At 67.8% G+C, this 13,426-nt stretch carries 16 protein-coding genes, 2 tRNA genes and 1 pseudogene; 9 read left to right on the forward strand and 10 right to left on the reverse strand.

From position 1 onward, the window contains the following. Position 1 precedes the first annotated feature (1 nt). Positions 2–577 (forward strand): FKBP-type peptidyl-prolyl cis-trans isomerase, encoded by a 576-nt coding sequence (locus NO998_RS02375; protein WP_267645427.1) that lies wholly within the window; start codon positions 2–4, stop codon positions 575–577. A gap of 76 nt (positions 578–653) precedes the next feature. On the opposite strand, the gene NO998_RS02380 is transcribed toward NO998_RS02375, so the two are convergent. Both NO998_RS02380 and nucS read right to left on the reverse strand, forming a co-directional pair. Then, entirely contained in the window at positions 654–1,184 is a 531-nt protein-coding gene (locus NO998_RS02380) for a 50S ribosomal protein L16 (RefSeq protein ID WP_267645428.1), read from the reverse strand. 60 nt (positions 1,185–1,244) lie between these two features. Beyond that, complete coding sequence (nucS, locus tag NO998_RS02385; protein WP_267645429.1) at positions 1,245–2,021, reverse strand: endonuclease NucS; 777 nt, start codon at positions 2,019–2,021, stop codon at positions 1,245–1,247. A gap of 123 nt (positions 2,022–2,144) precedes the next feature. On the opposite strand from nucS, the gene NO998_RS02390 reads away from it, so the two are divergent. Continuing rightward, positions 2,145–2,321 carry a hypothetical protein gene (locus NO998_RS02390; protein ID WP_267645430.1) on the forward strand — a complete coding sequence of 59 codons (177 nt, stop codon included), beginning with the start codon at positions 2,145–2,147 and terminating at the stop codon, positions 2,319–2,321. A 2-nt stretch (positions 2,322–2,323) separates the two neighbouring features. Here NO998_RS02390 and NO998_RS02395 read toward each other — a convergent pair whose 3' ends face one another. Then, positions 2,324–3,094, reverse strand: a complete 771-nt coding sequence (locus tag NO998_RS02395; protein WP_267645431.1) for an enoyl-CoA hydratase/isomerase family protein — start codon at positions 3,092–3,094, stop codon at positions 2,324–2,326. A 270-nt stretch (positions 3,095–3,364) separates the two neighbouring features. Here NO998_RS02395 and NO998_RS02400 point away from each other — a divergent pair, with 270 nt between their 5' ends. Further along, on the forward strand, positions 3,365–4,462 hold the full coding sequence (locus tag NO998_RS02400) for a sulfite exporter TauE/SafE family protein (RefSeq protein WP_267645432.1): 1,098 nt from the start codon (positions 3,365–3,367) through the stop codon (positions 4,460–4,462). Positions 4,463–4,534: 72 nt separating this feature from the next. Then, positions 4,535–4,972 carry a universal stress protein gene (locus NO998_RS02405; RefSeq protein ID WP_267645433.1) on the forward strand — a complete coding sequence of 146 codons (438 nt, stop codon included), beginning with the start codon at positions 4,535–4,537 and terminating at the stop codon, positions 4,970–4,972. 40 nt (positions 4,973–5,012) lie between these two features. Here the strand turns inward: NO998_RS02405 and NO998_RS02410 are convergent, their stop codons facing one another. The 7 genes from NO998_RS02410 to NO998_RS02440 all read right to left on the reverse strand — a co-directional run bounded on the left by NO998_RS02410 (position 5,013) and on the right by NO998_RS02440 (position 9,472). Further along, positions 5,013–5,162, reverse strand: coding sequence for a hypothetical protein (locus NO998_RS02410; protein WP_267645434.1), 150 nt, complete (start codon positions 5,160–5,162; stop codon positions 5,013–5,015). Between the two features lie 74 nt (positions 5,163–5,236). Continuing rightward, positions 5,237–5,656, reverse strand: coding sequence for a DoxX family protein (locus NO998_RS02415; protein WP_267645435.1), 420 nt, complete (start codon positions 5,654–5,656; stop codon positions 5,237–5,239). Positions 5,657–5,699: 43 nt separating this feature from the next. Continuing rightward, positions 5,700–6,551 (reverse strand): alpha/beta fold hydrolase, encoded by an 852-nt coding sequence (locus tag NO998_RS02420; protein WP_267645436.1) that lies wholly within the window; start codon positions 6,549–6,551, stop codon positions 5,700–5,702. Positions 6,552–6,748: 197 nt separating this feature from the next. Next, positions 6,749–7,741, reverse strand: coding sequence for an endonuclease/exonuclease/phosphatase family protein (locus NO998_RS02425; RefSeq protein WP_267645437.1), 993 nt, complete (start codon positions 7,739–7,741; stop codon positions 6,749–6,751). A 660-nt stretch (positions 7,742–8,401) separates the two neighbouring features. Beyond that, positions 8,402–8,475 (reverse strand) — tRNA-Phe (locus NO998_RS02430). 64 nt (positions 8,476–8,539) lie between these two features. Continuing rightward, positions 8,540–9,160: a hypothetical protein gene (locus NO998_RS02435; protein ID WP_267645438.1), complete on the reverse strand. Its 621-nt coding sequence runs from the start codon at positions 9,158–9,160 to the stop codon at positions 8,540–8,542. 238 nt (positions 9,161–9,398) lie between these two features. Beyond that, a tRNA-Val gene (locus NO998_RS02440) sits at positions 9,399–9,472 on the reverse strand. 83 nt (positions 9,473–9,555) lie between these two features. On the opposite strand from NO998_RS02440, the pseudogene NO998_RS02445 reads away from it, so the two are divergent. From NO998_RS02445 to NO998_RS02465, 5 genes and pseudogenes are all read left to right on the forward strand, one after another. Then, a pseudogene (locus NO998_RS02445) lies at positions 9,556–10,008 on the forward strand (DUF192 domain-containing protein); the annotation flags it as partial. Between the two features lie 213 nt (positions 10,009–10,221). After that, positions 10,222–10,548: a DUF192 domain-containing protein gene (locus NO998_RS02450; RefSeq protein ID WP_379821373.1), complete on the forward strand. Its 327-nt coding sequence runs from the start codon at positions 10,222–10,224 to the stop codon at positions 10,546–10,548. Continuing rightward, a complete protein-coding gene (locus NO998_RS02455) occupies positions 10,545–10,820 on the forward strand; it encodes a DUF7538 family protein (protein ID WP_267645439.1) in 276 nt (91 codons plus the stop codon). The genes NO998_RS02450 and NO998_RS02455 overlap by 4 nt, the downstream gene beginning before the upstream one ends. Before the next feature lie 144 nt (positions 10,821–10,964). Continuing rightward, complete coding sequence (locus NO998_RS02460) at positions 10,965–12,899, forward strand: ABC transporter ATP-binding protein (RefSeq protein ID WP_267645440.1); 1,935 nt, start codon at positions 10,965–10,967, stop codon at positions 12,897–12,899. A gap of 83 nt (positions 12,900–12,982) precedes the next feature. Beyond that, on the forward strand, positions 12,983–13,411 hold the full coding sequence (locus NO998_RS02465; RefSeq protein ID WP_345781113.1) for a hypothetical protein: 429 nt from the start codon (positions 12,983–12,985) through the stop codon (positions 13,409–13,411). The last annotated feature ends 15 nt before the right edge of the window (positions 13,412–13,426 follow it).

Consider the following 13,426-nt stretch of genomic DNA (forward strand, 5'->3'; position numbering starts at 1 on the left):
CGTGGCCGATCCAGGCACCATCGCCATTGTCCACCTCACCGGGCGACTCGTCGACGGTCGCAGGAGCGAAGCCCCCGCTGGCCGGGCGGAAACGAACGCTTCCGTCGACGGCGCCGACGCCGGCGAGGTATTCGAGACGACCGACGTGGACGTGGCACTCGAGGAAGGGATCTACCACGACCACCGCGACTTCAAGCCCTTGGAGTTCCGGGTCGGCGAGGGGCACGTCCTCCCGGGCATCGACCGTGCCGTTCAAGGGATGACGGAGGGCGAGACGCGGACGGTCGTGCTCGACCCCGCCGAGGCCTACGGGGAGCGCGACGAGCGGGAGGTCGTGACCGTCCCGCGCGAGGAGATCGAAGAACGGAGCGCCACGACGGCCGAGGTCGACGACCTCGTCCGGAGCGAGACCGGCGACGTGGGCTGGATCACCGAGGTGTCCCCGGAGACGGTGACCGTCGACTTCAACAACGAACTGGCCGGCGAGCGCGTCGAGTTCGAGATCAGGCTACTCGAAGTCCACGCGACCGAAACGGGCCACGGCGGGAGGGAGGCGGCCTCACGCGGCGGCGCCTGACCGTCGCCGTCCCGCTTCCGAGGCGGCGACGCCGCTGACGGACGAAGCGTCGAACCGCAGAAACGGGTGTCCGGAGTTACCGGACCAGCAGGTCCTCGCCGCGCTCGACGACGATGCGGCAGGGCGGCGACATCTTGTTGTAGGCGCGACGGAACGCCTCCTTCACTTCCTCGGCCTGGTCGACTTCACAGTAGGCCGTGAAGATGTTCTCGCCGTGGCCGATCCGGGCGGCGGTGCCGACGGGCTTCCCGAACGCCTGTCGCATCCCGTCGGAGACACGGTCCGCGCCGGCGCCGGTCGCCTGCTTGTTCTCGCGGAGCACCTGGTGGGGGAACTTCCGGAGAACCATCTTGTAGTTACCCTCGCCGAGGGTCTTGATGAGGTGACGGTTGGCCGAGAGTCGCGCGGACTCGAGCGAACCGTGGCGGATCTGCAGGGTCTCCTCCGGTCGGAGCGAGATCTTGACGGGGTAGTCCTCGGGGTCTGCCTGCAGGTCGCCCATGTTGTGCTGTGCGATCTTCGAACCGGGGATACCGGTGATGTACTCTCGCCGGGTGTACGACGGCTTGTCGATCTCCCGGTACATTGAGGCGGGCTTGTCAGACATGGCTACTTGCCTGTTCTGAGGCACAGTCGGCGATTAAACCCTTCGATGCGTCCCCGCTTCCTACCCGTCCTCGCCCTCGCTGGCCGCCGACGCCTCCCCGTCCGGCCCGTTCGCCGTCGCGGCCGGGGGGTCCACGGCGACGAACGCCAGCCCCTTCTCGGCTAGTAGCTCCCGCGCGCGGTCGGTCACGGAGGGCGCGACGAGCACGCCGCGGGCCTCGACGCCGTCGGGGAACTCCCGTTCGAGCGCCTCCACGTACCGGCCCAGTTGGCCCGCGGCGTCGGGCCCGACGCGGCGCCGTTTGAGTTCGACGACGACGGGCCGTCCCTCGCTGTCGTGGCCGAACACGTCGACGGGGCCTGCGGCCGTCTCCCGTTCGGTCGCCTCGGGCTGGAACCCCGGCTCAACGAGGTCGGGGTCGTCGAGGATTCGCTGTCTGAGGTCCTCCTCGCTGCCGTACACGTCGACGGTCCGGCCGCCGGTGACCGGCAGTGCTGACACCTGGTGGACCTGCTCGAAGCGCACGTCCAGTCGTTCGTCGGGGTTCTCACGCTCGCTTCGCACGCGGAGGCGGCCGTCGCGAACGGCGGCGCGGTGCTCGGAGCCCGGCGGCTGCCAGTTCACCGGCGTGCGCTGCTCGTCGGTGTGGACCAGCGCCGTTCCGTCGGGTTTGAGGATCAGCAGTCGGTCGCCCCGGCCGAGCGAGGAGGCCGCGCGGCCGTCGTACTCGACGGTACAGCGGCCGAAGACGGTGACCATATCCCCGCGCTCGAACGCCGCCGACAGCGCCGACAGCGCGTCCCGGTGGGTCGGCCGGTGGAGAGTGGTCACGCTCACACCAGCCGTTGGTCGTGGACGGACAAATGGCCGACGGTCCGGGGGTCACCGCCGCCGACGTACCGGCGACACGGGCCGATCCAAGCCGTAGCACATACAGTCCCCCCCGAAAATAGGGGATGTATGGTCGACCCCATATTCACCTACGTCGGCGGGATCGCGTTTCTCGTCCTCATCATCGTCCCGGTCGTCTACCTGATGTACGCCTCGGACCCGTCCGAGGACGAACTGGCCGGGCAGAGCGTCGTCGGTGGCGTCGGCGCGGCCGACGAGCGCGAGGAGAACGGCGAGGAAGCCTGAGGCTACTCTTCGAGGAACGACTCGACGCGGTCGCGGCGTTCGGGCCGCTCGAACTGTGCCCACCAGAGTGACGCTTCCCGCTCGCGTGCGATCCCCGGGTCCGGAGCGGCGACGGCCGCGTTGATCGATCGCTTCGCGCGCCCGAGCGCCTCGCTCCCCACCTCCGCCATCGACGCCACGAGGTCGTCGACGCGGTCGTCGAGATCCGCTGCTGGAACGGTCTCCGTCACCAATCCGACCTCCCGCGCCCGCGCGGCGTCGATACGCTCGGCGGTGAACACCAACTCTTTCGCCGTCGTCTCGCCGACGGCGTCGACCAACCGCCGGGTGGCGCCGCCGGTGGGGAGCATCCCGACCGCGGCCGTCGGCAGGCCGAACGTCGAGCGCCCGCTGGCGATCCGCAGGTCACAGTAGAGGGCAAGTACCAGCCCACCGCCGACGCAGTAGCCGTCGACCTTCGCGACCGTCGGCACCGAACAGTCGTGGGGCGCCCGGAAGCGCTCGTGTTGGCGCTCCTTGGCCGCGCGGTCGTGATCCGTCGTCTCGCCGGCGTACTCTTCGAGGTCCGCGCCCGCGGAGAACGCTTCCTCCCCAGCACCTTCGACCACGGCCGCTTCGACGGAGTCGTCGGTCTCGACCTCGGCGAACGCTCGGTCGAGGTCGCGGAGGGTCGCGGCGTTCAGGGCGTTGTGGCGCTCGGGGCGGTCCATGGTCAGCGTCGCGACGCCGTCCTCGACGGCGACGCGGAGGTGACGGAAGGGGCCGTACTCCATGCCAGCCGGTCGTTCCGGGGCGTGCAAAGAGCTACCGAGGGCGGCGCGAGTGGAACGGTTTTTCCCTCGTGACGGGTACCGTCGCCCATGTTCACCCACACTCGACGGCACGACGTGGTTCGACCCTTCGCCGCCCACGGGGGGCGTGGTTGATGGCCGACGACAGTCGCTCCCGACCGCAGTCCGACTCGTCTCTTCTCGCCGGCATCCCCCGCTCGTTCACGAGCGCCGGCCACGACACAGCCGCGACGGCTCGGGGCCGGTGACAGTATGACGGAGAGCACACCCCAGCGAGTGCAGAAGTCGTTCCTGCGCTACCAACACCTGTTCGTCTTCGCCGCGCCCGTGCTGTTCGTCGTCGGCGTCTACCTCGGTGCGCCGACGCCGGCCGACGTCGGCACCGGCTACTGGCTTGAGTACTGGTGGCTCTTCCCTTTCTTCCTGCTGGGGGCGACCATCGTCAACACCGTCGGCATCAGCGGCTCGGCGCTGTTCGTGCCGTTCCTGATCTTCCTGTTCCCGCCGTTAGCGGGCGAGACGCTGAGCCCCGAGACGCTCGTGAAGGTCGGCCTCATCAGCGAGTCGTTCGGCCTCTCTTCGTCCGCGGTCGCGTTCATCCAGTACGGGCTGGTCGACCGCCGACTGGCGGCGACGCTCGTCGCCGGGGGGCTCCCGTTCGTCGTGGGCGGGGCGCTGCTCTCCTTCGTCATCCCGGCGCCGCTGTTCCACGCGGCGCTGGGGCTGGCGCTCATCGCGGCCTCCGTGCTCATGCTCAAAGCCGACCTGAGCCACGAGGAACCAGACGGCGCCGGCGAATCGACCGACGACGCTGAGGCCGCCGCCGACGGCTCGGGCGAGCCTGAACTGCCCGACGACGCCGGCAAACCCGGCGAGGCCGGCGTCGCCATGGAGGAGGGCAACATCACGCGGGTCGACCGCGAGGGCGACACCTACTACTACACGTGGTCGGGCTACCTCGAACGGTTCGCGAACTACAGCGTCGGCGGCGTGTTCCAGGGGCTCGCCGGCTTCGGCATCGGCGAACTGGGGATCATCTCCCAGCTCCGAACCGACGTGCCCGTCCGCGTCGCCATCGGGACGAACCATATCGTCGTCGCGGTCACGGCAGTCATCGCCTCGCTGGTCCACGTCTTCGGCGGACAGTACGTCCCCGGCGGGCACACCCTCAGCCTCGCCTCGACGCCGTGGAACATGGTCGTCTTCACCGTCCCCGCGACGGTCACGGGCGGACAGATCGCGCCGTACGTCTCGAACGCCATCGACACGGAACTGATCCAGAAGGGTGTCGGTGCGCTCTTCGCGGTCATCGCGGTCGCGCTGTTCCTGATGGCCACGGGCGCGTTCTGAGGCGGGTCCCAGCTCCCGCGCCACTCGCCCTCGGGCACAACGTTTCTCCCTGTCCCGCCCCCAGAGGCGACTGTGTACGACCACATCCTGCTCCCGACCGACGGCAGCGAGGGTGCCGCGGCGGTCGCCGACCACGTCGGCGCTCTCGCCGACCGCTTCGACGCGACGGTCCACGTCCTCGCGGTCGCCGACACGCGAAACCGGTTCGAGAGCCCCTCCAGTGGCATCGCGCCGGACGTCTGGGAGGAAAGCGAGAACGAACGCGCCGAGGCCGCCGTCGAGGAGACGGTCGCGACCCTCCCCGACTCCGCCGCGGTGGAGCGCGCCGTCGAGTCGGGCGTCCCCCACGAGGTCATCCTCGACTACGCCGAGGCGTCGGGAATGGACGTGATCGTGATGGGCACCCACGGCCGGACGGGGCTGGACCACTACCTCATCGGCAGCGTCGCCGAACGGGTCGTACGGCGGTCGTCGGTGCCGGTGCTGACTGTGAGAATCGGGGAGGAGTGAAGACGCCTCTACAGACCCGGGAGGCCGGGTGAGCGACGGGCTACCGGTCCAACGCGTCGACGCGCATCTCCACGTAGCGTCGGCCCCACCGCTCGAGGTGGCGGCGGGTCTTCGCGCTGACCCGCCCGAAGAGCGAAGCCCCTTCGGGCGGTGCGTCGGCGTCGGTGGGCGCGCGGTTCTGTAGGCTCATTCTATCACGGTCGTTCACACGCTGCCGACATAATGGTGGTGATTACCATACCCGTGCCGTCGACGGCCGCCGCTTCACCTGTCGTTCCCGCTCGTCCGGGTGTACAGCCACGCCCAGCCGATCAGGACGGCCTGTATCGGGAGTCGGACCCACGCCGCGATTCGGGCGGCGTCGGCGAACCGGTCGGGAACGAGGTCGGGCGCCATGTCTTCGGTCACCATGTAGACGTTCGCTGGGAACACCGCGATCAGTAGCGCGATGATCCCCCACGCGGACACGCGGCGGGTCCGTTCGAACAGTACGCCGACGCCCAGCACGATCTCGGCGACGCCTGAGAGGTAGACCAGCGCCCGCGGTCGCGGGAGCTGTGGCGGGACGATCCGTTCGAACGCCCGTGGCGTGAGGAAGTGCGTGACGCCGGCGACGGCGTAGAACAGGCCCATGACCGCCCGGAGTGCGCCACTCCGGCGGGATCCGGTGTCGGTATCGCTCATCGTCACCGACTCGGCGGGGTCGGGGAAGAAGCTTCCCCGATCCTCACTCGGTCTGTGCCGCCAGCGCCTCCGGTGCCGCCCGGAGCAGCGTCCCCAGGTGGTCGGCGCCGTCGAGGGCGTTGAACGCCGCCGTCGGGAGCCGTTCGCTCAGCCGTCGTGCACCGGCTATCGGGACGTTCGTGTCCGCCTCGCCGTGCCAGAAGCGCACGTCGGCGTCGACGGCGTCGAAGGGGACGTCCCACGGCGCGGCGGTGTTCCGGAACTCGGTGACGGCGCCCGACCGCGAGTTCTTGAACGCTTCGAGGAAGTCCGACCGGACGGTTTCCTGAGTCTCCGCCGGCACCGACTCGGGGTCGTCGGTGTACTGTGCGAGCACGAACGAGGGATCGAGGCGGCCCGCCAGCCACGCTTGCCCGCGGAACAGCCCACGGAGCAGCGTCGGCGTCGTGTTCGCCAGTCCCGAGAGCACGCGCTGTGGCGTCGGCGTCTCCTCGGTGACGCTCGGCGGGGTGGTGCCGGCGATGACGTCGACCGACTCGACGCGCTCGGGGTTCGTCGCCGCGAGCGCGAGCGCGTGAGCACCCCCGCCGGAGAAACCGATCACGCCCGCCGACCCGGCGCCGGCGTCGTCGAGCAGCGCCGTGAGGTACGCCCCGGCGTCGTCAACTGAGCGCTGTGGCCACGGGTCCGAACCGCCGTAGCCGGGGCGGTCCGGCGCGAGGAGTCGCACGCCGCGTTCGCGCGCATCCCCGTGGAGCAGTTCCCCGAGTACCCGGGAGCCGGGAGTTCCGTGGAGGAAGAGGACGGGGGTGCCGTCAGCGTCGCCGTACTCGGCGTAGGCGAGTTGTCGGTTTCCGTCGGCGTCGAGCGCCGTGGTGTGGACGGGCCCCGTCACTGTTCGAGCCTCCGGCGTTCGTTCGACAGGTCTCGGGCGTCGATCACGGTACGACCGTCGCTACGGACGAACTGCTCGCCGTCGGGACCGAATCGGTCGGAGGGCATCGACTTCCCAGTTCGGGCGTTTGTGAGAAAACCCACACGATCTCTCGACACGGCCGCGACGCACTCGATACGCTCGTCTGCGGTGTCTGATCACGGGAGTTCCAGTTCCGCCATCACGCCCGCGTGATCGGAGGGCCAGCGCTCCCCGACGCGGGCGTCCGGATCGTGTCCGACCCGTTCGGCTTTCCGCGCATCGATGTCCCCATGCGTGAACACGTGGTCGATCCGTCGCCCAAGCGCCAACGTTTCGTTGGTGAGCGTGGGGTGCTGACAACACGTCTCCCCCTCCTCATCCGGGTTCACAGCGGCGTAGGCGTCGCTGTAGCGTCGCGTCAGGATGTCGTACGCCCGGGTCTTTCCGGTGCTCGGCCCGCTGTTGAAGTCGCCGACGAGAACGGTCGGGGGATCGCGAAAGCGGATCAGTAGCTCCGACGCCTGTGCGAGTTGGAGAAGCGGGGTACGTCGCGTGGACAGGTGCGTGTTGACGAACGTGAACGTGTCCTCGACAGTAGCCGAGCAGTACCCCCGCCCGATGCCGAACTCCCTCCCTCCGGTGTAGTAGGTGCTCGCGTCGTCGGCGCTCGTTTTCACACCCTCACGAGCCAGGATGACGTCGCTGTTCAGAAACCGAACGCGACCGGGCGCCGACCCACTGCTGACCGGGACCTCGGCGTCGAACGTGTCGACGGACGCGACCTCGGTGTACGAGAGCCCCTCCCCTTCGAGCTTCTCGAGGAGTGTCTCGAGGTAATCCCGGGTCGTCGACTCGTCTCCCTGCTCCACGAAGCGGGCCGCTTCCTGCAGCCCGATCACGTCCGGCTCGACGTCGGCGATCTCGCCCGCCAACCCCTCGGCTCGCTGCTCGAACCGGCTTTCGAGAACGTTCTGATAGATGCGATCGACCGTCTCCTCGAACTCGCTTTCCGTCTCTGCCTGCAGCACAGGCGCCAGCGCCGATCCGAGGTAGAGGTTCTGAGTCAGGACGGTCACCCTGTCGGAGGCAGTCGCAGCGACACTGCCGATCCCGTAGAGGCTCGCGCTGGCGAGGGCTGCGCCCGATCTCAGCATCGATCGGCGGGACATCGAGCGGGACGCGTCAGTTCGTCGGGCCATATTGGTTATTTGTGAAGTAACACGGTCCTAAAGCTATGAACGGCCTAGGACGCCGAAACCGGGACGTAACTCGTGAGTCCCCACGCGCACGCTCCCGGTAATCCCGGTCTACTGGCTCCGCTCGCCGGAGTAGCACGCGTAGAATCGTGGGGGTAGCCACGGCCGACGGCCCACTCGCTACGGTCGCTCGCGGTGTCGGCCGGTCAAGTATGCTGGCTCCCCGATTTGAACTCCGGAAGACGTGCTCGCTTCGCTGCGCGCGACTTCCGTGCTCGAATCGGCTCGGGGGCGTTTTCACTGCTCACCGCTCGGTCGCTACGCTCCCTCACGAGTTCGTAGGAAAATGCCGCCTCCCCGATTTGAAACGCGTGAGACTCCCTTCGGTCGTCTCACTGTACCCCGCTCGCTACGCTCGCGGGGACGGGGGACAGCTCGATCTTCAGTCGAAGCTCCCGAATGCGATCCGTGCGGAAAAGGTATGCCGCCTCCCCGATTTGAACTCCGGAAGACGGTCCGGGATGCTCGCTTCGCTGCGCTCCCGGGCTGCGACTTCCGTGCTCGAATCGGCTCGGGGGCGTTTTCACTGCTCACCGCTCGGTCGCTACGCTCCCTCACGAGTTCGCAGGAAAATGCCGCCTCCCCGATTTGAACGGGGGACAGCTCGATCTTCAGTCGAGTGCTCTCCCAGTCTGAGCTAAGGCGGCGCGCACTCTGAGCGATGGCCGATCCGGCATTAAGGATTTCGAAAAAACCGCGACCCGACGCCGATCAGTTGACGTTCCGGGTGTCCGTGAACACGTACGTCGCCTCGGCGGTCTCGACGTACGTCTTGATCGTGATCTCGCCGTCGTTCTGCTGGACCTTGTACGCCTCGCCGTAGCTGAGTTCGACGCGCTTGGTGTCGGTGTAGCGCTCGCCCGACTCCAGGACGCCCACGTCTGAGCTCCCCTGCCAGATCTTGTCGCCACCGGTGTAGATCTCCGACCGGACGGTGACCTCCTCGGCCGCCGTCGACTGCTGATTGACGATGCTGGCGTTCACGACCCGGCAGGTGTTACCACACTCGGAGATGTTCTGAATCACGAAGGCGAACGGATCGGGCTGCGGCGTCGCGGTCGCCGTCGTCGAGCCGTCGCCGCTCCCGCCGTCGTCGCTCCCGCCGTCGCCGCCGTTGTCCGCACCGCCGTCGCCGCCGCCTCCGCCGCTCTCGGTCCCCCCGACGACGACGGTGTTCTCGTACGGCGTGGCCGTCTCGGTACTCTCCCCGCCGAGCACGCCGCCGTCGTCGCCGCCCGGTGCTGGGCCGAACCCGGTCACCATCGCGCCGGCGATCGCGCCCAGTGCCACCACGACGACGAGCGCCGCGATAGCGATGTGTTTCCCCTTCATGTTCCTGCCCGTCGAGACTGCCCCCCGCCCAAAAGGTCTGTTGGCGGTTCGCTCGGATGGTTGACCGTTCCGGCGGCGTCGACGCTGTTCGGGCGGGTTCGGACCACCGAGACTGTCGCTCGCTCAGGGGTAGTAGCCTCGGGCGGATTTTTAACCGCGGTCGCTCCCGTTCGCTCCCTGCTTCAGAATCCGCCCTCGCTGTCACTGCGTCGTGCTCACTTCGTTCGCACAGAAGTAGTGGGCTCGGGCGGATTTGAACCACCGGTCTTCTCCATGTAAAGGAGACGTCATAGCCAACTAGACCACGAGCCCGTAGGCCGAATTCTGCGGGCCGGGCGAATAACCATTACGCTCTCGTCGCAACGCTTAGCACGCCGGAACCCCTCCCCCGACGCGTGCGTACCCGATCCCTGCTCACGGTCGTCCTCGTCCTCGCCGTCGCCGGCGGCGCCGTCGCGTTCCTTACGCTCGACGGCGCCGACCGAAGCACCGTCACCTTCGTCGACGGCGAGGACGGCAGCACGCTGGCGACCGTCTCGGTTAGCGTCTCCGACAACTGGTACGAACGCTACGTCGGGCTGAGCGACACCGACTCGCTGGCCGAGAACGAGGGGATGCTGTTCGTCCACCCGACCGAGGGCGAACACGGCTACGTCATGCGGGACATGGCGTTCCCCATCGACATGGTGTTCGTCGCCGAGAACGGGACCATCACGACGATCCACCACGCCGAACTGCCGCCGGAGGGCGAAGACAGCCCGATCTACGAGGGCTACGGGAAGTACGTCGTCGAACTGCCCTACGAGTACACCCTCGACCACGGCATCGAGGTCGGCGACCGAATCGAGGGGCCGGACATCGCCGCCACCGCCACCGACCTCGACGAGGGAGCGACGGCGACCGGAAGCGCCACGGACTCCAGTACGGGGACCACCGTCACTTCGACCGAAGCGACCTCCCGCGAACGGGCGACCGTCGGCTTCACCGACGCCAGTTCCGAGGGGACGCTCGCGACGGTCTCGGCCGTCGTTTCGGACACCTACGACGAGCGCTACACCGGCTTGAGCGACACCGACTCGCTGGCCGAGAATGAGGGGATGCTGTTCGTCCACCCGACCGAGGCCGAACACGGCTACGTGATGCGGGAGATGGACTTCCCCATCGACATGGTGTTCGTCGCCGAGAACGGGACCATCACGACGATCCACCACGCCGAGTTACCCCCTGAAGGCGAGAGCAGCCCCACGTACGAGGGCTACGGGAAGTACGTCGTCGAACTCCCCTACGAGTACACGCTCGACCACGACATCGAGGTCGGCGACCGCGTCGAAATCCCGCCCGAACACCGAAAGGTGGAGACGGCCACGCCCGCAACCACCGACCCGTGAGCGACCACGACGCCGTCGGTTCCCTCGCCGAACAGGAGGGCTGGACCGCCGAGGGGTTCGCCGCCCGCGCCCACTACCGCGGCGACGGCGACCGCTACAGCATCGAGTACTACGCGCCCAGCCACTGCGTCCTCTACTGGAAGGTCAAGGGCGACGGCGAGACGGCGGTTCCGGTCGGCCGCGACACGGTTCCGGAACCCCTGCGCGCGAGGATCCGTGCGGACCTCGACGCCGCCGGCGTCGACCCGGCCGTCGAGGACCGACCCCTGTGAGCGACGGTGGGTGAACCCACCACCCGAACGCGGTTTTTACCCCCCGGGGTGATCGACCGATACCGGCGATTTCGGCCGGCTCGACGCTCGACTGAGTGTTTCGATTCGTAAAGCCTTTTGAGGGTGGTGGCGTCGCCGTGGATAATGTCACATCCCTCCGACGAGGACGACCCGTTCGAGGATATCCGTCAGAAGACGGATAACCCGATGCGGCGTCTCTTCGCCGAGTACGGCGCCCGACACAAGGGCTACTTCGCGCTCGGCTTCTTCGGTAGCGTGATCGCTCGGATCCTCGACTTGCTCCCGCCGCTGCTGCTCGGGATCGCCGTCGACGCCATCTTCCGAAACGACGCGGCCTACGACCTCCCGCTCGTGCCCCAGTCGTGGCTGCCAGGGACGACGGAGGGGCAGTTCTGGTTCACCATCGGCGCCATCGCCTTCGCCTTCTTCGGCGGGTCGGTGTTCCACTGGATCCGGAACTACGGCTGGAACTCCTTCGCCCAGAACATCCAGCACAGCGTCCGTACCGACACGTACGACAAGATGCAGCGGCTGAACATGGACTTCTTCGCCGAGAAGCAGACCGGGGAGATGATGTCCATCCTCTCGAACGACGTGAACCGCCTCGAACGGTTCCTCAACGACGGGATGAACTCCGCGTTCCGGCTCTCGGTGATGGTTATCGGCATCGCGGGGATCCTGCTCTGGCTGAACCCCCGCCTCGCGGTCGTCACGCTGCTGCCGATCCCGATCATCGCCGCGGTCACCTACAAGTTCATCGACATTATCCAGCCGAAGTACGCCGACGTGCGACAGACCGTCGGCCACCTCAACAGCCGCCTCGAGAACAACCTCGGCGGCATCAAGGTCATCAAGACGTTCAACACGGAGGGCTTCGAGTCCGACCGCGTCGACGACGTCTCGATGGAGTACTACGACGCCAACTGGGACGCCATCAGCACGCGAATCCTCTTCTTCCCGGCGCTTCGGGTCATCGCCGGCATCGGGTTCGTCATCACGTTCGCCGTCGGTGGGCTGTGGGTGCTCGGCGAGGCGCCGACGTGGATCACCGGCGGGCAGGAAACACTCAGCGCCGGTGTGTTCGTCTCGTTCATCCTCTACACCCAGCGGTTCATCTGGCCGATGGCGCAGTTCGGCTCGATCATCAACATGTACCAGCGCGCTCGCGCCTCCAGCGCCCGGATGTTCGGCCTGATGGACACGCCCTCGCGCATCGTCGAGGACCCCGACGCCGACGACCTCGAAGTCACCGCAGGCGACGTCGAGTACGACGACGTCTCCTTCGGCTACGACGAGGAGACCATCGTGGAGGACATCTCCTTCGAGGTCGAGGGCGGCAACACCCTCGCGCTCGTCGGCCCGACCGGCGCCGGCAAGTCGACGGTGCTGAAGCTCCTCCTCCGCATGTACGACGTGGACGAGGGCGCCATCCGCATCGACCACCAAGACATCCGTGACGTGACCATCCCGTCGCTCCGGAAGAAACTGGGCTACGTCTCACAGGACACGTTCATGTTCTACGGGACGGTCTCGGACAACATCGAGTACGGCACCTTCGGCGCCGACCACGAGGAGGTCGTCGAGGCCGCGAAAGCCGCCGAGGCCCACGACTTCATCATGAACCTCCCCGAGGGGTACGAGACCGAGATCGGCGAGCGCGGGGTCAAGCTCTCGGGTGGCCAGCGCCAGCGCCTCTCCATCGCCCGCGCGATGCTGAAGGACCCCGAGATCCTGATCCTCGACGAGGCGACCTCCGACGTGGACACGGAGACGGAGATGCTGATCCAGCGCTCCATCGACCGGCTCACCGAGGACCGCACGACCTTCGCCATCGCCCACCGGCTCTCGACGATCAAGGACGCCGACCAGATCCTCGTGCTGGAGGACGGCCAGATCGCCGAGCGTGGCACCCACGACGACCTGCTCTCCCAGGACGGCCTCTACGCGCACCTCTGGGGTGTGCAGGCCGGTGAGATCGACGAACTGCCCCAGGAGTTCATCGAGCGCGCCCAGCGGCGGAACGCGCAGGCCGACGTGGACGCCAGCGACGACGACTGATCGTCGGGGCGATCTTCGCGCGCGGCAGGTTTATTGTTGCTACTCGATGAGGTCCGGCTATACCCTCCCTCTCACGCCGCGACGTGCTGCGGGCCGGCGGCGGCGTCGCCGCTGGCGTCGGTCTCGCGGGCTGTTCGTCGGGCCCCAAACCGGTCGAGTTCCGAATCCTCGATGTCGAACTGCTGAACACCCACGAGGAACCCCACTCCGGGACGCTACTGGTGGTCGAGGACGGCGAGCCCATCTATCGGTCGACCATCGACGCCGACGGCGCCGAGGACCCCCAAGCCGGCGGCGGCCTCTTCGAGGGTCTGCCGACCGAGCCCGGTCGCTACGAACTGTACGGCTGGCACCAGAACGCGGCGAGCGACGAGTGGGCTCACCTTTCGTTCGACGCCGGGTCACTCCCGGCCGACGGCGTCCCCTGCGTCGACGTGATCCTCATGATCGAACCCGGCCGCGAGGCCGGTGTCCGGTCCTTCTTCCTCAGAAGTCTGGGCTGTGACGAGTGAGCGGTTGGCTCGACC

It is taken from the genome of Halolamina litorea (assembly GCF_026616205.1).
Taxonomy (GTDB): Archaea; Halobacteriota; Halobacteria; order Halobacteriales; family Haloferacaceae; genus Halolamina; species Halolamina litorea.